Below are 19,408 nucleotides of genomic sequence, written 5' to 3'. Positions count from 1 at the left end.
TCGCATACGAACCGCTCGAAGGCGAATAGCGTGCAGACAAGGGTCCGATGCCCCGCGCTCGGACCGGCAGTATTCGAAGCGAACAGAATTGGGGTCACGGGCTCAGGAGGGTCTACATGTCAGACATGACCGTTAAGGATTTTGCAGCGAAGGTGGGGCGCGACGTTCCCCGCCTGCTGGAGCAGATGAAAGAAGCCGGGCTCAAGCACAAGTCCGAGGGCGATGCCGTGTCCGAGGAGGACAAGCGTCAGCTGCTCGACTACCTGACCAAGAGCCATGGCGGTGATACCGAGAAGGCCGCGCCGAAGAACCGCATCACCCTGACACGCAAGACGCGCAGTCGCATCAAGACCGGCGAGCGTGGCAAGACCATCGAGGTGCAGGTGCGCAAGAAGCGCACCTACGTCAAGCGCGCCGAGGAGGAGAGCAAGCCGGAGCCGGTGGAGGACACCGGTCCGCGCCAGCTGGTCGGCGACATGGCCGACTCCCAGCAGGCCCAGGCCGCCAAGGAGGCTCGGGAGGCCGAGGAGGCCAAGGCGCGGGCCGCGGAACAGGCCGCCCAGGAGGCCGCCGCCAAGCTCGAGGCCCAGAAGGCCGCCGAGGTGCCTGACATTCCGGTGCCCGACCTCGAGGCCCCGGCACCCTCCGACGAGCCGCCGGCTCCCCCCAAGGAGGGGCGTTCGGATCGCCGTACCGCGCCGTCCAAGAAGGCCGCGGCCAAGAAGGGTCGCCACGAGCGCGACGACGACGATCGCGAGGAGCGGCGGCGTGGCGGTGGCAAGAAGGTCAAGCGCGCCGAGCGCCGCGGCGGTCGCCGTGGTGGCAGCAGCCAGGGCGGCGGCAAGCATGGCTTCCAGAAGCCGACCCAGCCGATCATCCGCGAGGTCTCGATCCCCGAGTCGATCAGCGTCGCCGACCTGGCCGACAAGATGTCGATCAAGGCCAACGAAGTCATCAAGACCATGTTCACCATGGGTGCGGCGGTGACCATCAACCAGATCATCGATCAGGACACCGCGGCCATCGTGGTCGAGGAGATGGGCCACACGCCCAGGCTGGTCAAGGACGATGCGCTGGAAGAGGAAGTGCTGGAGAGCATCTCCTACGAGGGTGAGGAGCTCACTCGCGACCCGGTGGTCACCGTCATGGGTCACGTCGACCACGGCAAGACCTCACTGCTCGACTACATCCGCCAGGCCAAGGTGGCCACCGGCGAGGCCGGCGGCATCACCCAGCATATCGGCGCCTATCACGTCGCCGCCGAGAAGGTGAACGGCTCTCACGGTGTGACCTTCCTGGATACGCCCGGACACGCGGCCTTCACCGCCATGCGTGCCCGCGGTGCCAAGGCCACCGACGTGGTCATCCTGGTGGTGGCCGCCGACGACGGCGTGATGCCCCAGACCATCGAGGCCGTGGAGCACTCCAAGGCCGCCGGCGTTCCCATGGTGGTCGCCGTCAACAAGATCGACAAGCCGACCGCCGACCCGGATCGGGTCAAGAACGAGCTCTCCCAGCACGGTGTCATTTCCGAGGAGTGGGGCGGCGACACCCAGTTCGTGCACGTCTCCGCCAAGACCGGCGAGGGCATCGACGAGCTGCTGGAGGCGGTGCTGCTGGTCTCCGAGGTGCTCGAGCTCAAGGCCGTGCCCGAGGCGCCCGGCAAGGGCGTGGTGGTCGAGTCGCGCCTGGACAGGGGTCGCGGTCCGGTGGCCACGGTGCTGGTCCAGAACGGCACCCTGAAGAAGGGTGATATCGTGCTGGCCGGCCTGCACTACGGCCGCGTGCGTGCCCTGACCAACGAGCTCGGCAAGCAGGTCGACGAGGTCGGGCCGGCGATGCCGGTGGAGATCCAGGGTCTCGACGGCACTCCCGAGGCGGGTGACGACTTCATGGTGGTGGCCGATGAGAAGAAGGCCCGCGAGGTCGCCAACTTCCGTCAGGGCAAGTACCGTGAGGTGCGCCTGGCGCGCCAGCAGAAGGCCAAGCTGGAGAACATGTTCAGCCAGATGGGCCAGGACGTGGCCGCCAAGCTGACCATCGTGCTCAAGGCCGACGTCCAGGGCTCCCTGGAGGCGATCAAGGGGGCGCTCGAAGAGCTCTCCACCGACGAGGTGGAAGTGGCCGTGGTCTCCTCTGGCGTCGGCGGCATCACCGGCACCGATGCCAACCTGGCGCTGGCCTCCGAGGCCATCGTGATCGGCTTCAATGTGCGTGCCGATGTTGCGGCCCGCGAGATCATCGAGCGCGAAGGCCTCGACCTGCGCTACTACAGCGTCATCTACCACCTGATCGATGAGGTCAAGCAGGCGATGACCGGCATGCTGGCGCCGGAGTGGAAGGAAGAGATCGTCGGTGTAGCCGAGGTCCGTGACGTCTTCCGTGCGCCCAAGATCGGTGCCATCGCCGGGTGCATGGTCATCGAGGGCAGCGTGCACCGCAACAAGAAGATCCGTGTGCTGCGCGACGACGTGGTCATCTACGAGGGTGAGCTCGAGTCGCTGCGCCGCTTCAAGGACGATGTCCAGGAAATGCGCAACGGCATGGAGTGCGGCATCGGCGTGAAGAACTACAACGATGTCCAGGTCGGCGACAAGATCGAGGTCTTCGATCAGGTCAAGGTCGAGCGGACGCTCTAGGCGCCAGGAGCCAAGCATGCGCGAGTTCAAGCGTACCGACCGGGTGGCCGACCAGCTCCAGAAGGAGCTGGCGGTACTCATCCAGCGCGAGGTCAAGGACCCGCGCCTGGGCATGGTCACCGTCAGCGGCGTCGAGGTCAGCCGTGACCTCGGCTATGCCGATGTTCATGTGACCCTGCTGGGCGAGGATACCCCGGAGCGCATCAAGGAGAACCTCAAGGTTCTCAAGCAGGCCGCCGGCTTCCTGCGCGGGCAGATCGCCCGGCGCATCAAGCTGCGCCACGTGCCGGAGCTACGCTTCCACTACGATGAGAGCGTGGTGCGCGGCCAGCGCCTCTCCTCGCTGATTGACGAGGCGGTGGAGCGTGACCGCGCCCGTCACGGCGAGGCGCCGTCGTCTGCCGAAGACGAGGGTGAGCGCGACTGATGGCGCGTCGACGTCGCGGCCTGCCGGTCAACGGGGTGTTGCTGCTGGACAAGCCCGCGGGCATGTCCAGCAATCATGCGCTGCAACGGGCACGGCGGCTGTTCCAGGCCCAGAAGGCGGGCCACACCGGCACCCTGGACCCCATGGCCACCGGGCTGTTGCCGGTGTGCTTCGGCGAGGCGACCAAGTTTTCTGCCCACCTGCTGGCGTCCGACAAGGTCTACCGCACCCGGGTGGAACTGGGGGTGGTGACCGATACCGGCGACGCCGAGGGTGAGGTGGTCGAGCGGCGGGAAGTGCCGGCGTTGACCGTCGCCGATGTGGAGGCGGTTCTCGCGGGATTCCATGGCGAGATCGAGCAGGTGCCGCCGATGTATTCGGCGCTCAAGCACCAGGGCCGCAAGCTCTACGAACTGGCGCGGGAGGGCAAGTCGGTCGAGCGTGCAGCACGGCGCGTGACGGTGTATGATGCGCGGCTCATTGCCTTCGAGGGCAGTGCCTTCGAGCTGGAAGTGGCGGTCAGCAAGGGAACCTACGTGCGCACCCTGGCCGAGGATATCGGCCGCGCCCTGGGCACTGGCGCGCATATCAGTGTGCTGCGTCGCCTGGCCACCGGCCCCTTCGGCGCCGAGGGCATGCTGACCCTCGAGGCGTTGGCGGCACTGCCCGACCAGGCCGCCCGGGAAGCGACGCTGCTACCGGTGGACATCCTGGCAGCGCATCTGCCCCGCCTCGAGGTCGAGGCCGCGGCGGCCCGGCGGCTGACCCAGGGTCAGTCGGCCCGGGTGGATGCCAGCGGCATCGCCGCCGGCGAGACGGCAAGACTCTACTGCGACGGGGCCTTCCTGGGCCTCGGCGCGGTAACGACGCCACAGGAGGTGGCGCCGAAACGGCTGCTGAGTACTGCGGCCGACTAGGGAGCAACGCCGAGACTGCAAATATGCGTGGTCTCCTACATTCATCATTCAGGCATATTGCTTACTGGAGAGACAGATGGCACTTACCGCCGAACAGAAGGCCTCAATCGTCAACGAATTCGGTCGTGGCGACAACGATACCGGTTCCCCCGAAGTGCAGGTTGCCCTGCTGAGCGCCAACATCGATGGCCTGCAGGACCACTTCAAGACCAACAAGCAGGATCACCACTCCCGTCGTGGTCTGATCCGCATGGTCAACCAGCGCCGCAAGCTGCTGGACTACCTGAAGCGCAAGGACTTCGAGCGCTATCAGGCACTGATTCAGCGTCTCGGCCTGCGTCGCTAAAGAAAAGGGTAATTCGCTACTGCGCTCGATATCCTGGCCGCCGGCGGTGCTCGGAATCCTCATGTAGCAGGCTACATTCCGGTTCCTGCGCTCCGGCGGCGACCAGCCTCTCGTCGCTCGTGACGCGAATTCCTCCTTTTCTTTCTGACGCAGACGTCAAAACGGGCAGCCTTCGGGCTGCCCGTTTTGCGTGTATAGGGCGGAAATCTTGCTATCCGGTGGCCGCGGGGCGCGTCAACCCCTAAAATGGTCGGCGAGTCGAAACGACCCAAACACAGAAAAGTAGATATGAAGGAAGTCGCCGTGAATCCGGTCAAGAAGACATTTCAGTACGGTCGCAGCACCGTCACCCTGGAAACCGGGCGTATCGCCCGCCAGGCCACCGGTGCCGTGATGGTCACCATGGACGATACCGTGGTGCTGTGCACCGTGGTTGCCAGGAAGGAGGCCAATCCGGCCCAGCCGTTCTTCCCGCTCTCCGTCCACTATCAGGAGAAGACCTACGCGGTCGGCAAGATTCCCGGCGGCTTCTTCAAGCGCGAGGGGCGTCCCACCGAGAAGGAGACCCTGACCTCGCGGCTGATCGACCGCCCGATCCGCCCGCTCTTCCCCAAGGGCTTCATGAACGAGGTGCAGGTCGTCTGTACCGTGCTCTCTACCGACCGCAACCATGACCCGGATATCGCGGCGCTGCTGGGTACCTCTGCGGCCCTGGCCATCTCCGGCGTACCCTTCAACGGTCCCATCGGGGCGGCCCGCGTCGGCTTCGACGAAGAGAAGGGCTACTTCCTCAACCCCACTGTCGAGGAGCTCGCCACCTCCGAGCTTGATATGGTCGTTGCCGGTACCGAGAAGGCGGTGCTGATGGTGGAGTCCGAGGCTGATGAGCTGCTCGAGGACGAGATGCTCGGCGCGGTGCTCTACGGCCATATGGAGATGCAGGTCGCGATCCAGGCGATCAACGAGCTGGTCGCCGAGGCGGGCAAGCCGAAGTGGGGCTGGCAGCCGCCGGCGGAGAATGCCGCGCTCAAGGCCGCCGTGGCCGAGGCTTTTGAGGCCCGCGTGGGCGAGGCCTATCGCATCACCGACAAGATGCAGCGCCAGGACGCCCTCTCCGCCCTCAAGGCCGAGGCGGTCGAGCAGCTCGCCGGCGAGGGCGAGGGCAAGTTCGACAGCGATGAGGTGAAGGGCGCCTTCTCGGGCCTGGAGAAGCGTGTGGTGCGTGCGCGCGTGGTCAAGGGTGAGCCGCGCATCGACGGCCGCGACCACAAGACCGTGCGCCCGCTGGATATCGAGGTTGGCAGCCTGCCCAAGACCCACGGTTCGGCGATCTTCACCCGCGGCGAGACCCAGGCCATCGTGGTGGCGACCCTGGGCACCCTGCGCGACTCCCAGCTGATCGAGTCGCTGGAGGGCGAGCGCAAGGATCGCTTCCTGCTGCACTACAACTTTCCTCCCTACAGCGTGGGCGAGGCCGGCTTCATGGGCGGGCCCAAGCGTCGCGAGATCGGTCACGGACGCCTGGCACGTCGCGGTGTGCAGGCGATGCTGCCCGACGAGGCGGACTTCCCCTACACCATCCGCGTGGTCTCCGAGATCACCGAGTCCAACGGCTCCAGCTCCATGGCGTCCGTGTGTGGCTCCTCGCTGGCCCTGATGGATGCCGGCGTGCCGATGAAGGCCCCGGTGGCGGGCATCGCCATGGGCCTGGTCAAGGATGCCGACGGCTTCGCCGTGCTCACCGATATCCTCGGCGACGAGGATCACCTCGGCGACATGGACTTCAAGGTGGCCGGCAGCACCGAGGGTGTCACCGCCCTGCAGATGGACATCAAGATCGAGGGCATCAACGAGGAGATCATGGAGCAGGCGTTGCAGCAGGCCTACGACGCCCGCCAGCAGATCCTCGAGCAGATGAATGCGGTGATCGCCCAGAGCCGCGCCGAGGTCTCCGAGAACGCCCCCGCCATGGCGACCATCAAGATCGCCCCGGACAAGATCCGCGATGTCATCGGCAAGGGCGGCGCCACCATCCGCAAGATCTGCGAGGACACCGGCGCCTCCATCGACCTGGACGACGACGGCACCGTGCGCATCTACGCCGAGGACAAGTCGGCGGCCAAGGCGGCCATCGACACCGTGCTGGCGATCACCGCCGAGCCCGAGATCGGCAAGCTCTACCGCGGCAAGGTGGTGCGCATCGCCGACTTCGGCGCCTTCGTCAACATCATGCCGGGTACCGACGGGCTGGTGCATATCTCCCAGATCGTGCCGGAACGGGTCAACGACGTGCGCGACTTCCTCAACGAGGGCGATGAGCCCATCGTCAAGGTGCTCGATATCGACAACCGCAACCGGGTGAAGCTCACCATCAAGGAGATCACTCCGGAGGAGAAGGCGGCGTTCGAGGCCGAAGCGGTCGCCGAGCCCGAGCTATAAAGCTTGAAGCCTTAAGCTGTAAGCCGTAAGAAAACCCTCCATGGTCCAACCGTGGAGGGTTTTTCAATGGGGTAGCAAACGAAAGAAAAGCCCTTGTGGAACTCGTCCGCAAGGGCTTATTTCATTGTGCTTACAGCTTACAGCTTACAGCTTACAGCTTACAGCTTACAGCTTACAGCTCGCGCGCAGCGCGTTACCGTTCGATGGCGAGTGCCACGCCCTGGCCGCCGCCGATGCACAGGGTCGCCAGGCCCTTCTTGGCGTCGCGGGCGATCATCTCGTGGACCAGCGTCACCAGGATGCGGCAGCCGGAGGCACCGATGGGGTGACCGATGGCGATGGCACCGCCGTTGACGTTGATCTTGCTGGCATCCCAGCCCAGCTCCTTGTTGACGGAGAGCGCCTGGGCGGCGAAGGCCTCGTTGGCCTCGACCAGGTCCAGGTCGTCCAGGCTCCAGCCGGCCTTCTCCAGGCAGCGACGGGTCGCCGGGGCCGGGCCGATGCCCATGATCGTCGGGTCGACGCCGGCGTTGGCGTAGGCCGTGATGCGCGCTAGCGGCTCGAGGCCCAGCGCCTTGGCCTTCTCGGCGGAGCAGAGCATGACCACGGCGGCGCCATCGTTGATGGAGGAGGCGTTGCCGGCGGTGATGGTGCCATCCTTCTTGAACGCCGGGCGCATGCCGGCGAGCTTCTCGGCGGTCACGTTGCGCGGGCCCTCATCGGTGTCGAAGATCACCGGGTCGCCCTTGCGCTGGGGAATCTCGACCGGGACGATCTGCCCCTTGAACTTGCCCGCGCTGATGGCGGCGGCGGCCTTCTGCTGGGAGCCGGCGGCGAACTCGTCCATCTGCTCGCGGGTGATGCCGTACTTCTCGGCCAGGTTCTCGGCGGTGATACCCATGTGGTAGTTGTTGAAGGCGTCCCACAGGCCGTCGTGGACCATGCTGTCCACTGCCTTCCAGTCGCCCATGCGCTGGCCGTTGCGTGAGTTGGGCAGCACGTGGGGTGAGGCAGACATGTTCTCCTGGCCGCCGGCGATGATCAGCTCGGCGTCGCCGCAGCGGATCGCCTGGGTGGCCAGGTGCAGGGCCTTGAGACCGGAGCCACAGACCTTGTTGATGGTCATGGCCGGCACGGTCTCGGGCAGGCCGGCCTTGATGGCCGCCTGGCGGGCAGGGTTCTGGCCGACCCCGGCGGTGAGTACCTGGCCGAGCAGCACCTCGTCCACCTGGTCACCGGCCACGCCGGTGGAAGCCAGGATGTCCTTGATGACCATGGCACCCAGGTCGCTGGCGGGGATGCTGGCCAGGGAGCCTCCGAAGGAACCAACGGCGGTACGGCGAGCGGCAACGATAACCACTTCTTGCATGTGAGCACTCTCCTTGCTGGAAAGACGGGCTTACGGCCTTGTCGCGACAGCCGGACACGACCGGTCTATTCAGCATAGGGGAGTCTTGTGCGGTGCCGCAATGTTTGCGTGGCGGTAATTTGGTGGTAGGCGAGCGTCCCGGGCAGGAGGCGGGTGCTAACCGAGCAGGCATTGCCCGATTAGCACCCTCGGGTTCAGGCCATCTGGACGGGGATGGCGCGGCTGGTGTGGCTGACGTGGTTGCCTTCCTGGAGGTAGACCAGGGCGGGCTGGTGGGTCTCGAGCTCGGCATCGCCGTAGTGGGCGTAGCTGCAGATGATCACTCGCTGGCCTTCGCTGGCCAGGTGGGCGGCGGCACCGTTCACCGAGATCACCTTCGAGCCCTCTTCGGCACGGATGGCGTAGGTGGTGAAGCGCTGGCCATTCTCGACGTTATAGATCTGGATCTGCTCGTTCTCGCGGATGCCGGCCATGTCGAGCAGCTCGCCGTCGATGGCGCAGGAGCCCTCGTAGTTGAGCACGGCATGGGTGACGCGGGCCATGTGCAGCTTGGCCTTGAGCATGATGGTGTACATGGAAATAGGGTCCTCCAGGGGGCTGCCTCAACGGGGCAGGGTCAGGGTCAGGTTGTCGATCAGTCGGGTGGTGCCCAGCCGGGCGGCGGCGAGCAGTGCCGCCTCGCGGGTGGCGGCGGTGACAGGCCCGAGGTCGGCAGCGCGTAGCTCGAGGTAGTCGGGCTCGAAGCCGGCCTCCTTCAGGCGTGTCCGGCCGTGCTCGAGGAGCGCGGACGGGGCGCCACCGGACTCCAGGCCCTCGCGCAGCTCGCCTAGGGTGGCGTAGAGGCGCGGGGCGATGGCACGCTGCTCGGGGTTCAGGTAGCCGTTGCGCGAGGAGAGGGCCAGGCCATCCTCGGCGCGCACGATGGGCACGCCGACGATCTCGATGGGGAAGTGCAGGTCGGCGACCATGCGCCGGATCACCGCCAGCTGCTGGTAGTCCTTCTCGCCGAAGCAGGCGAGGTCGGGTTGCACCAGATTGAAGAGCATGCCGACCACCGTGGAGACGCCATCGAAGTGGCCGGGGCGCGAGGCACCGCATAGCCCCTCGGTGACCTCGGGAACCACGATGCGGGTCTGAGCCGCGAGGCCACGGGGATACACAGTGGCGGCGTCGGGGGCGAACAGCAGGTCGCAGCCGGCCGTCTCGAGGCGTGCCTGGTCCGCCTGCAGGGTGCGCGGGTAGGCGTCGAGGTCCTCGCCTGCGCCGAACTGCAGCGGGTTGACGAAGATGGTGGCGATCACTACCTCGGCTCGCTCGCGGGCGGCGGCGACCAGGGCCAGGTGGCCATCGTGGAGGTTGCCCATGGTGGGCACCAGGGCGATGCGCTCGCCGCGGCGACGGGCGTCGCCCAGCGCCTCGCGCAGGGCGGATATCTCTCTCAGGGTTCGCATGGCAACGTTCCGGCTAGAGGCGGTATTTAACACCGTGCTTAAGAGCTCCATAGCGAAAAACATGCAGTTCAAGCACGCAGTCAGCAATCGCAGTTAGAAGCAGTGCTCCTCGGCGGGGAAGCGCCGTGCCTTGACGTCCTCATGGTAGCGACGGAAGGCGCCCTGGATGCTCTCGGCCTCGGCCATGAAGTTCTTGACGAAGCGCGGCTTGCGCCCTGGGGTGACGTCGAGTATGTCGTGCATGACGAGGATCTGGCCGTCGGTGCCGGGTCCGGCCCCGATGCCGATCACCGGCACGTCGAGGGCCTCGCTGACGGCGCGACCCAGGCTCGCTGGCACGCACTCGAGCAGGATCACCGAGGCGCCGGCCTCGACCAGGGTGCGGGCGTCCTCGAGGATCCGGCTGGCGTGATCGGCATCGCGTCCCTGTATCTTGTAGCCGCCCAACTGGTAGACGGTCTGCGGCGTCAGGCCCAGGTGAGCGCACACCGGCACGCCGCGGCGAGTCAGCTCACGGATGCCGTCGGCCATCCACGCCTCGCCCTCCACCTTGACCAGCTCGGCCCCGGCACGCATCAGCTCGCCGGCGTTCTCCAGCAGGCGTTCGGTACTGGGATTGCCCATGAAGGGCAGGTCGACCATCAGCAGGCTGGCGCCCTTGCCTCGTGCCACGCAGCGGGTGTGGTAGCAGATCTCCTCCAGGGTGACTGGCAGGGTGCTGGCGTGGCCTTGCAGGACCATGCCCAGGGAGTCGCCCACGAGTAGCACCTCGATGCCGGCATCGCTGGCGGCCCTGGCGAAGGAGGCGTCGTAGGCGGTCAGGGAGCTGAAGGTGTCACCGGCGCGCTTGTAGGCCTGCAGCGTGCTCAGGGTGATGGGTTTCATGGCGTGCTCTCTCATTTGTGACGTCGGGTCGCGGCGCGGGTTGCCGGCCCGTGTAACCCACGATTGTTACCTGAATGGCCGCGTTGTGTCGATGGGTAACACTCGCAGTGTCGCTGCGTCGGCATGCGCGGCGTCCAGGTCGGCCAGCCGCCGGCCATCGGGCAGCCGCATCCGCGGATCCACTGCCAGTAGTGGTACCAGCACGAAGGCGCGCCGGGTCATCTCCGGATGTGGCACCGTCAGCCGCGGCAGGTGCAGAGTGCTGTCATCAAACAGTAGCAGATCCAGGTCGAGGGTGCGGGGCCCCCAGCGGCGCGCCCGAACGCGGCGGTGGCGCTGTTCCAGGGCCTGCAACTGGTCGAGCAGCGCCAGCGGCGAGAGGCGGGTCTCCAGGCAGGCCACGGCATTGATGAAGTCGGGCTGGTCCCTGGGGCCGACAGGGCGGCTGGCATACAACTTGGAGGCGGCGAGGCGCCGCGTCAGCGGCAGTCGGTCGAGGGCGTCGAGGGCTCGGGCGACCTGCGTCTCGGGATCCTCGAGATTGCTGCCCAGGCCGACCCAGGCGCGGTGCATGCTCATGCCTCGGGGCTGCCGCCACCGTTGTCGCGGTGCGGCTTGCGCCGGCGGCGGCGCTTCTTGCGGCCGGGCTTGCCGCTGCCGGCGGGATTGGCGCCGGCCTTGTCGAGCAGACGGGCCTGTTCATGCTCGCCGGCATTCTGGAAGTCGGTCCACCAGTCGCCGAGTCCGGGGGTGAGTTCGCCGGCCGCTTCGCGCAGCAGCAGCAGGTCATAGGCGGCGCGGAAGCGCGGATGCTCCCGGGTCTGGAACACCCGCCGCCCGCGGCGTAGTGGCAGGCGCTGCTGGAGGTCCCAGATGTCGCGCATGGGCAGGCTGAAGCGTTTGGGAATCGACACGTGCTGGAGCTGGCGTGAGACCACCTGCTGGGAGGCAGCCTGCAGGGCCGGGATCGGCGGGAGGCCAGCGGCCTCCTGCTCGGCCTGGCGCTGCACCACCGGCGCCCACAGCATGGCGGCGAACAGGAAGGCCGGGGTCACCGGGCGCTCCTCCTGGATGCGGCGGTCGGTGCTGGCCAGCGCCTCCTCGACCAGGCGCTCGGCCCAGGGCAACTCGTCCATGGCCTCGGCGGCCTCGGGGAAGAGCATCTCGAACAGGCCGTAGTGGCGCAGCAGGCGAAATGTCTCGACGCCGTGACCGGCCATGAACAGCTTGAGCACCTCGTCGAACAGGCGCGCCGGGGGAATCTGCAGCATCAGGGGGGCGAGTTCGCGGATCGGGTACTCGCTGGACGGGGCCAACTGGAAGTCGAGCTTGGCAGCAAAGCGCACGGCACGCAGCATGCGCACCGGGTCCTCGCGATAGCGGGTCGCCGGGTCGCCGATCAGCCGCAGGGTGCGCGCCTCGATGTCGCGAACGCCATTGGCGAAGTCGTGGATCGAGAAGTCGGCGATGTTGTAATAGAGGGCGTTGATGGTGAAGTCGCGGCGCAGGGCGTCTTCCTGGATGTTGCCCCAGACGTTGTCACGCAGCAGTAGGCCGTCGTCGGACTGCTGGGCGATATGGTCGGCGTGATCGTCACCGGGCTTGCCGCGGAAGGTGGTGACCTCGATCACCTCGCGGCCGAAGCGCACGTGGACGATGCGGAAGCGGCGGCCGATGATTCGCGAGTTGCGGAATAGCTCCTTCACTTCCTCCGGCGTGGCGTCGGTGGCCACATCGAAGTCCTTGGGCATGCGCCCCAGCAGAGAGTCACGGATGCAGCCACCGACCAGGTAGGCCTCGAAACCGGCGTTGTGGAGTCGATAGAGGACCTTGAGGGCGGCATCGCTGAAGTGCTGGCGCGATACCGGGTGCTCCTGGCGGGGAATGACGCGGACCTCGGGCACGCCAGCGGCGACCTCGGTGCCGAACAGCGACTTCAGGCTCTCGCCGGGGCTCTGCAGAAAACGGGTAAATCCTTTGAACATGCGGCGATATCGACTCGCAAGGCGGAAAAGGCGCTTGGAAAGCGCGTAAAAGCGTTGAGTGTAGCGGACCCCCGTAGGCTTGCATAGCGCCGGGACCTGTCAGGCGGCCACACGTAAAAGGGGGAGGCCGCTGGCCTCCCCCCTAAGCAACGATGCAGCGTCCGTGCTGCTGGTTCTTCTTCGTGATGGCACATCGCCTTGAATACGCACCACAGTCACCAAGGAGTGGTTCAGGCAAGCAGTGTTGTTATCCTTGTTGGCGCTCCTGGTGGTGACCGCCTCGTATTCAAAACAATAATCCAACCACGACGGCAATGAATTTGCCTTCCCCCGGCGTATTGGTGTTGTTTCCGGGGGTGCGCCTCGCTTGCCCGCTGTTCTTGTTATGGGCGTGGCTGGCGCGTCGCGTCCTATCTCTTCCGGTGCCTCGAATTGTTGCTGTTGTTGTTGTTGTTGTTGTTATGGACCGAGGGGCCGGGCACTCAATGCTGTTGTTGTTAGACTCGGTGCCGTCTTGGCGCGGCCCGCCAGAATTATTGTTGTGGCGGCGGACCTGTGTCACCCGGGCTACGTTGTTTGCGTTGTTGTTGTGGTGCGCAGCGGGTAACGCCGGAACTTGTTTTTCTTACCCTGTAAGATAGCAGGCAGCGTGCCACATAGGATTAAATCCTTTTATTACATGAGCTTATTGTTTCGGCGTAACGGGAGGGCAATACCTGCGAGGAGAAGTGTTACCCGCAGGGCGTCCGGATGGGGGGCGGCTGTGTGGGACGGTAACAAATAGGCCCGTTGGGGGCGGTAACGCCGCCTGCAGCGCCTGTCGAGGGAGAGGAAAGGCGTCTAGCACCATGGTCGCATGGGCTATGGTCGCATGGACACCGGCCGGCTCACTCTGCTCGGCGCCGCGTGCTCTTCTTGCGGGGGATGCCGAGGCGCTGGCGGCGTTCCCATAGCGACTTGCGGCTGATGCCGAGCTTCTGGGCCAGTTCGGTCTCGCTCATGAGATCCTGATGCTCCAGCACGAAGTGCTGGAAGTAGTCCTCCAGGGACAGGTCACCCTCGGGAGGGCTCTCCTCCTTGTCGTCCGCGGGTGCCTCCGGGGGTGGGGTAGGGCGTCGGGCCACCGCCGGGGCCCCGCCGGCCGCGGAGAGGCCCAGGTCATCGGGGTGGATCAGATGGCCCTCGGCGAGGATCACGCCGCGCTCCAGGGCGTTCTCCAGCTCACGCACATTGCCGGGCCAGGGGTAGTGGCGAATCTCGTCGCGTGCGGCCCGGGAGAGGCGCAGCCCCTCGCGCTCATGGCGCCGGCAGGCCTTCTCCAGCAGGGCGTCGGCGATCAGCAGCACATCCTCCTCGCGCTCGCGCAGGGGCGGCAGGTCGATCTGCATCACGTTGAGGCGATAGTAGAGGTCGAGGCGAAATTCGCCGGTCTTCGACAGCGACTGGAGGTCACGGTGGGTGGCGGCGATCAGGCGCACATCGACGTGACGGGTCTCCACCGAGCCGATCTTGCGGATCTCGCCCTCCTGCAGCACGCGCAACAGCCGCGCCTGGGCGTCCAGGGGCAGCTCGCCGATCTCGTCGAGGAACAGGGTGCCGCCGTCGGCGGCCTCCACCAGCCCGGTGCGTGCGGCACTGGCCCCGGTGAAGGCCCCCTTCTCGTGGCCGAATAGCTCCGACTCGATCAGTGTCTCGGGAATCGCCGCGCAGTTGACGCAGATCAGTGGCGCCTGGGCACGCCGGCTCTGCTGGTGCAGGGCGCGGGCCACCAGTTCCTTGCCGGTGCCGGACTCTCCCTGGACCAGCACGGTGACATCGGCCGGGGCCGTCTTGCGGATCCGCGCGTAGACCCGCTGCATCGCCTCGCAGTGGCCGATCATCGGCCGTTCCTGGCCATCGGGTTCGGCGATGCCGGGGGGCTCGGCACGCAGGCTGCCCTGCTGGTGGAGCACCCGGGCCACGGTCTCGAGCAGTTCATCGTGGTCGAAGGGCTTGGCCACATAGTCCACGGCACCCAGCTTGAGGGCGTCCACGGCGGAGCGCATGCTGGCATAGCTGGTCATGATCAGCACCGGCACCGGGGCGGCGCGGGCGATCAGCTCGGTGCCGGGTTCGCCCGGCAGGCGCAGGTCGCTGATCACCAGGTCGAAGCGCTGCGGATCCAGGGCCATGGCATCGGAGACCGATCCGGCCTCGTCGACCCGATAGTCGTGGCGCTCGAGCAGCCGGCGCAGCGCGCTGCGGATGATGGCTTCGTCTTCTACGATCAGGATCCGGCTCATTGGGGTGTCTCACCCTCCTTCTGGTGGCGCGGCAGCCACAGGCTGATGCGGGTGCCACGCGCGCTCCCCGGCGGTGGCGACTCGACCTCCAGGGTGCCGTGGTGCTCGGCGACGATGCTGTAGACCAGCGGCAGGCCGAGGCCGGTGCCCTCGCCGGGGGGCTTGGTGGTGGTGAAGGGCTCGAAGAGGTGGTCGCGCACGCTCGGGTCGATGCCGGCCCCCTCGTCGGTGATGCTGATCCTCAGCCCCGCGTCCTTGGGGATGGCCTCGATGGTCACGCCATCCCCCGGCCCGCTGGCGTCGCGGGCGTTGCCGAGCAGGTTGACCATCACCTGCAGCAGGCGCTGGGCGTCGCCCTCGACCCGCTCCGTCGCCGGGCAGCGATTGTCGAAGCGCACATCCTCCCCCGAGCGGGCGAGGTGGATCAAGTGAATGGCCTCGTCGACCACTTCGGCGATGCCAACCGGGGCGAGCGTGCGGCCGGCCAGGTGACGTCCGCCATGGGCGAAGCCCACCAGCGAGGAGACGATGCGCGAGACGCGATCGGTGAGCTGCTGGATCTGCTCGGTGGTCTCCAGCACCTCGGGGTCGTCGGTCTCGTAGCGCAGGTTCTGGGCCAACGAGGAGATGCCGGTGATGGGGTTGCCGATCTCGTGGGCCACGCCGGCGGCCAGCTGACCGATGGAGGCCAGGCGGGCAGCGTGGACCAGTTCGTCCTCCAGCCACTTCATCTCGCTGTGATCCTCGACCAGGATCACCGTGCCGCCGGGTTCGCTGTCGCTGCCCTCCAGGGCGGCCTTGTGCAGGCTCAGGTAGCGGGTGGCGCCGTCCAGGCTGACCGGCTGCTTGTAGAGGTGGCTGTCGGGCTCGGCGATGCTGCGCCCCAGCAGTTCGCCCCAGGGGGCGGGCAGGCTCTCGCGCCGGGAGCCGATCACGCTGGTGCCCTCGATGCCCGAGAGCCGGGCCAGGGCGTCGTTCCACATCAGCAGCTCACCATCCTCGCCGAAGGCGCATAGCCCCACCGGCAGCCGGGTCAGGGTGCGGCGGTGGTAGCGGCGCAGGCCGTCGAGTTCACGGGCCAGGCCGGTGAGCCGCGAGCGATAGGCCTCCAGGCGGCTCTCCACGAAGTGGATGTCTTCGGTGGCGCCGGGGCCATCCTGGCGGTAGGGCAGGTAGCGGTCGACGATGTCCTGGGCCACCGAGGGGCCCATAAGCCCGGAGAGGTTGGCCTGCAGGCGGTCGCGCAGCCGGCGCAGCGCATAGGGCCGGCCATCCTGCGGCGACAGCCCCAGGTCGTCCAGGGCGCGATCCACCTCGCGTGCCGCCGCCGGTTCCCCCAGGGCCTGGGCCAGGGGCGCCTTGAATGCCTCGCCGTTGGCAGCTTCCAGCGGCAGGCGCTTGGGGCGGATCACCGCGTCCACCGAGCAGGCCTCGGCGGCGGCGCGCTCTCCCTCGGAGGTCGGGGTGGCCAGGGAGACCACGATGAAGACCAGGGCGTTGCTCGCCAGGGAGACCAGGGTCACCGCATACCAGGCGGGCTCGTCGGCCAGCGCCTCGAGCCCGGGAGGGATCAGCACCAGGGCGGGCAGTCCGCTCAGCAGTGGCGGCCAAAGCCCGGCGAGCCACACCAGGATGCCGATGGTCAGCCCGGCCAGCATGCCTCGCCGATTAGCGCCCGGCCAGTAGAGCAGGGCCAGCAGGCCGGGCAGGCACTGCGCCATACCCACGAAGGCGGCCAGCCCCAGGCTGGTCAGGTCATGGTGCATGCCGACGATGCGGTAGAAGAGCCAGCCGCCGAACACCACGGCCGCGACCAGGCCGCGGCGCAGCCAGCGCAGCCAGCGGTAGAGGTCGTGGTGGGCCCCGGGAGGGTGCGCCACCAGGAAGACGTGATTGACCAGCATGCCCGACAGCGCCAGGGCAATCAGCAGTGTGGTGGCGCTGGTGGCGGCCAGGCCGGCGAGGAAGGCCAGCGCCTGGAGCGTTACCGACTCGGAGAGGCCGAACGCCAGGTAGGCCGTGTCCAGGGGGGCATCGGTGCCCAGGCGCTGGCCTGCCCACAGGATCAGTGGCACCGGCAGCGCCATCAGCAACAGGAACAGGGGCAGCCCCCAGCTGGCCTGCAGCAGGGTGTGGCGCGAGGGGGTCTCGGTGAACACCAGGTGGAAAATATGGGGCATCAGCAGGCCGGCGAAGAACAGCAGCAGCAGCGAGCGCCAGTGGGCCGGGTCGGTCTGGACCACGCTGGCCTGGAAGGCCTGGCCCGGGCCCTCGAGCCAGGCCTGGACGTCGGCGGGGCCATCGAACACGACGAACAGGGCGAAGCCACCCAGGCACAGCATGGCGCCAAGCTTGATCAGAGAGGAGAGCGCCATCACCGCCAGCAGGCTGTCATGGTGGCCGTCGATTCGCCTTCGCCCCACGAAGGTCATGTCGAACAGCGCCAGCAGCACGCAGAAGAGCAGTGCCAGCGTGGCCGGCGAGGCGGCACCGGTCATCAGGTAGATGGCATTGCCCATGGTCTGCACCTGCAGCGCCAGCAGCGGCAGTACCGCCAGCAGGCTGACGAGGGTGATCAGGGTGCCGACCCAGCGTGAACGGTAGCGGAAGGCGAAGAGGTCGGCCAGGGAGGCCAGCTGATGGGTGCGCACCATGCGCTGGATCGGTACCAGCAGCACCGGCGCCAGCAGGAAGGCACCGGCCACGCCCAGGTAGTAGGTCAGGTAGCCGTAGCCGGAGGTGGCAGCCAGCTCCAGGCTGCCGTAGATCGCCCAGGCACTGGCGTAGACTCCCAGCGCCAGGGCGTAGACCAGCGGGTGGCGGGTGACCCGCGTGGGGATCCAGCCACGATCCACGGCCAGGGCGCAGAGCCAGAGCAGCAGCAGGAAGCCGGCCCCCACGCCGAGCATGGTCGCCAGGCTAGCGTTCATTCTGCTTACTCTTCTGCATCAGCCACGGGGTCGGGGCGACCGGCACGCCTCGGATGACGCCAGGAGAGGCGGTACTCGGCGAGCTAGCGTTCATCGAGCTTCCTCTTCTGCTCAAGCCACACGGTCAGGGCGATCAGCACGCCCCAGATGACGAAGGGACGGTACCAGGCGACGCCGGGAGTGGCCCAGCCGCTCATGATCAGCGGCGAGAGCAGGTAGCCGCCGAACACCAGGAACAGCATCAGCCGATAGACGTACATGGGGCCTCCTTCTCCTTTTACCGCGCCATTACCCCGGCGTGTCGGCGCGCGGGCGTTCGGCCAGCGGGCGGATGCGTGCCACCGACCAGGCCGCCACGGCCCAGGCGAGCTGCTCGGTCACCGGGGCAGTGGCCAGGGCTTCCGGCGGCGCCTGGTCCAGTGCCGCCAGGGCGGCGTGCAGCAGCGGGCGTACCGCGGCATCACCGGTGGGCAGGGCCGGTGCCAGGTTCTGCTTGGAGAGCTTCTGGCCGTCCTCTCCCGTGATCAGTGGCAGGTGCAGGTAGCGCGGCTCGGGAGCGCCCAGGGCGTGCTGCAGCTGGCGCTGCCAGGGGGTATTGTCGAGCAGGTCGAAGCCGCGCACCACGTCGCTGATGCCCTGGTCGGCGTCGTCGACCACCACGGCGAGCTGGTAGGCCCAGAGGCTATCCTTGCGCTTGAGTACCACGTCGCCGAGCGCGGCCGGGTCGAAGCGCTGCTCGCCGAACAGGCGGTCCTGCCATGACACCGGGCGTAGCCCCAGGTCGCTGCGCAGCCGCCAGGCCACCGGCTGGTCGGGCTCGCGCACGCCAGCGCGGCACCAGCCGGGGTAGACGGGATGGTCGCGCCACTGCTTGCGCGAGCAACTGCAGGGGTAGGCGAGGCCCAGCTCGGTCAGCCGCTCGAGGGCGGCCTGGTAGGCATCGTCGCGGGCGTGCTGCCAGCGCGCCGGGCCATCCCAGTGCAGGCCGAAGGCCTCCAGCTGACGGAGGATCTCGTCGGCGGCGCCGGCGGGGCAGCGCGGTAGATCAATGTCCTCGATACGTAGTAGCCACTCGCCGCCGGCGCGGCGGGCATCCAGGAAGCTGGCCAGGGCCGCCACCAGGGAGCCGAAGTGCAGCGGCCCGGATGGGGTGGGGGCGAAGCGTCCGCGGTAGTCGCTCATGGGCGGCTCCGGGCGTCGGATACGCGGACGGGCACCCAAGGGTGCCCGTCACGGAGGATCGGCCAGGACATCGGCATGTCCGGATCAGCCGCCCAGCTGCTTTTCCTTGAGCTCGGCCAGCGTCTTGCAGTCCACGCACAGGGTGGCTGTGGGACGGGCCTCGAGCCGACGAATGCCGATCTCGACGCCGCAGGCCTCGCAGAAGCCGTAGTCGTCCTCGTCGATCATCTCGAGGGTCTCGTTGATCTTCTTGAGCAGCTTGCGCTCGCGATCCCGGGTGCGCAGCTCCAGGCTGAAGCCCTCCTCCTGGGTGGCGCGGTCGGCCGGGTCGGCGTAGTTGTTCGCCTCTTCCTGCAGATGGCGCACGGTGCGGTCCACCTCTTCCATGAGCTCCTGCTTCCAGCCCAGCAGGATCTGTCGGAAGTGCTCTAGCTGCGCCTCGTTCATGTACTCCTCACCCGCCGCCGGCTCGTAGGGGGTGAACTTCTTGGGCGCTTCCGGTTTCTTGTCGACTACTGGCATGGGACTGCCTCATTACTTGAGTGACTGCTGATCA

The 19,408-nt window shown here is 67.3% G+C and carries 16 protein-coding genes; 5 read left to right on the top strand and 11 right to left on the bottom strand.

Annotated features, from left to right (window positions below; translation table 11 throughout):
* The first annotated feature begins 116 nt into the window (after nt 1-116).
* The 5 genes from infB (at nt 117) to pnp (ending at nt 6,768) form a co-directional block, all read left to right on the top strand.
* A complete protein-coding gene (gene infB, locus NFH66_RS16800) occupies nt 117-2,639 on the top strand; it encodes a translation initiation factor IF-2 (RefSeq protein WP_349611403.1) in 2,523 nt (840 codons plus the stop codon).
* A 16-nt stretch (nt 2,640-2,655) separates the two neighbouring features.
* Nucleotides 2,656-3,066: a 30S ribosome-binding factor RbfA gene (gene rbfA / locus NFH66_RS16795; protein WP_349611402.1), complete on the top strand. Its 411-nt coding sequence runs from the start codon at nt 2,656-2,658 to the stop codon at nt 3,064-3,066.
* Nucleotides 3,066-3,983, top strand: a complete 918-nt coding sequence (gene truB / locus NFH66_RS16790) for a tRNA pseudouridine(55) synthase TruB (protein WP_349611401.1) — start codon at nt 3,066-3,068, stop codon at nt 3,981-3,983. Before rbfA ends, truB begins: the two co-directional genes overlap by 1 nt.
* A gap of 76 nt (nt 3,984-4,059) precedes the next feature.
* Complete coding sequence (gene rpsO, locus NFH66_RS16785) at nt 4,060-4,329, top strand: 30S ribosomal protein S15 (RefSeq protein WP_161430138.1); 270 nt, start codon at nt 4,060-4,062, stop codon at nt 4,327-4,329.
* Between the two features lie 303 nt (nt 4,330-4,632).
* Nucleotides 4,633-6,768, top strand: a complete 2,136-nt coding sequence (pnp, locus tag NFH66_RS16780) for a polyribonucleotide nucleotidyltransferase (protein ID WP_349611399.1) — start codon at nt 4,633-4,635, stop codon at nt 6,766-6,768.
* 193 nt (nt 6,769-6,961) lie between these two features.
* Here the strand turns inward: pnp and NFH66_RS16775 are convergent, their stop codons facing one another.
* The 11 genes from NFH66_RS16775 to dksA all read right to left on the bottom strand — a co-directional run bounded on the left by NFH66_RS16775 (nt 6,962) and on the right by dksA (nt 19,374).
* A complete protein-coding gene (locus NFH66_RS16775; RefSeq protein WP_349611397.1) occupies nt 6,962-8,137 on the bottom strand; it encodes an acetyl-CoA C-acetyltransferase in 1,176 nt (391 codons plus the stop codon).
* Between the two features lie 194 nt (nt 8,138-8,331).
* Nucleotides 8,332-8,712, bottom strand: coding sequence for an aspartate 1-decarboxylase (panD, locus tag NFH66_RS16770; RefSeq protein WP_349611395.1), 381 nt, complete (start codon nt 8,710-8,712; stop codon nt 8,332-8,334).
* 27 nt (nt 8,713-8,739) lie between these two features.
* Nucleotides 8,740-9,588, bottom strand: a complete 849-nt coding sequence (gene panC, locus NFH66_RS16765) for a pantoate--beta-alanine ligase (protein ID WP_349611394.1) — start codon at nt 9,586-9,588, stop codon at nt 8,740-8,742.
* 93 nt (nt 9,589-9,681) lie between these two features.
* Nucleotides 9,682-10,473 carry a 3-methyl-2-oxobutanoate hydroxymethyltransferase gene (gene panB, locus NFH66_RS16760; protein ID WP_349611392.1) on the bottom strand — a complete coding sequence of 264 codons (792 nt, stop codon included), beginning with the start codon at nt 10,471-10,473 and terminating at the stop codon, nt 9,682-9,684.
* Nucleotides 10,474-10,539: 66 nt separating this feature from the next.
* Complete coding sequence (gene folK, locus NFH66_RS16755; protein ID WP_349611765.1) at nt 10,540-11,046, bottom strand: 2-amino-4-hydroxy-6-hydroxymethyldihydropteridine diphosphokinase; 507 nt, start codon at nt 11,044-11,046, stop codon at nt 10,540-10,542.
* Nucleotides 11,047-11,048: 2 nt separating this feature from the next.
* On the bottom strand, nt 11,049-12,458 hold the full coding sequence (pcnB, locus tag NFH66_RS16750) for a polynucleotide adenylyltransferase PcnB (protein ID WP_349611391.1): 1,410 nt from the start codon (nt 12,456-12,458) through the stop codon (nt 11,049-11,051).
* An 887-nt stretch (nt 12,459-13,345) separates the two neighbouring features.
* The gene (locus tag NFH66_RS16745; RefSeq protein WP_349611389.1) at nt 13,346-14,740 is read right to left on the bottom strand and encodes a sigma-54-dependent transcriptional regulator; all 1,395 of its coding nucleotides are present in this window, start codon (nt 14,738-14,740) and stop codon (nt 13,346-13,348) included.
* The gene (locus NFH66_RS16740; RefSeq protein ID WP_349611388.1) at nt 14,737-17,670 is read right to left on the bottom strand and encodes an ATP-binding protein; all 2,934 of its coding nucleotides are present in this window, start codon (nt 17,668-17,670) and stop codon (nt 14,737-14,739) included. The genes NFH66_RS16745 and NFH66_RS16740 overlap by 4 nt, the downstream gene beginning before the upstream one ends.
* A gap of 83 nt (nt 17,671-17,753) precedes the next feature.
* Entirely contained in the window at nt 17,754-17,930 is a 177-nt protein-coding gene (locus NFH66_RS16735; RefSeq protein ID WP_349611386.1) for a hypothetical protein, read from the bottom strand.
* Nucleotides 17,931-17,958: 28 nt separating this feature from the next.
* Entirely contained in the window at nt 17,959-18,852 is an 894-nt protein-coding gene (gene gluQRS / locus NFH66_RS16730) for a tRNA glutamyl-Q(34) synthetase GluQRS (protein ID WP_349611385.1), read from the bottom strand.
* Between the two features lie 84 nt (nt 18,853-18,936).
* Entirely contained in the window at nt 18,937-19,374 is a 438-nt protein-coding gene (gene dksA, locus NFH66_RS16725; protein ID WP_349611383.1) for an RNA polymerase-binding protein DksA, read from the bottom strand.
* Nucleotides 19,375-19,408: the final 34 nt, after the last annotated feature.

Origin of the sequence: Halomonas sp. H10-9-1 (assembly GCF_040147005.1) — a bacterium.
In the GTDB taxonomy this organism is placed as follows: Bacteria; Pseudomonadota; Gammaproteobacteria; order Pseudomonadales; family Halomonadaceae; genus Halomonas.
Note: the sequence above shows the minus strand (reverse complement) of the source record. Positions and strands in the feature narration are given on the sequence as shown.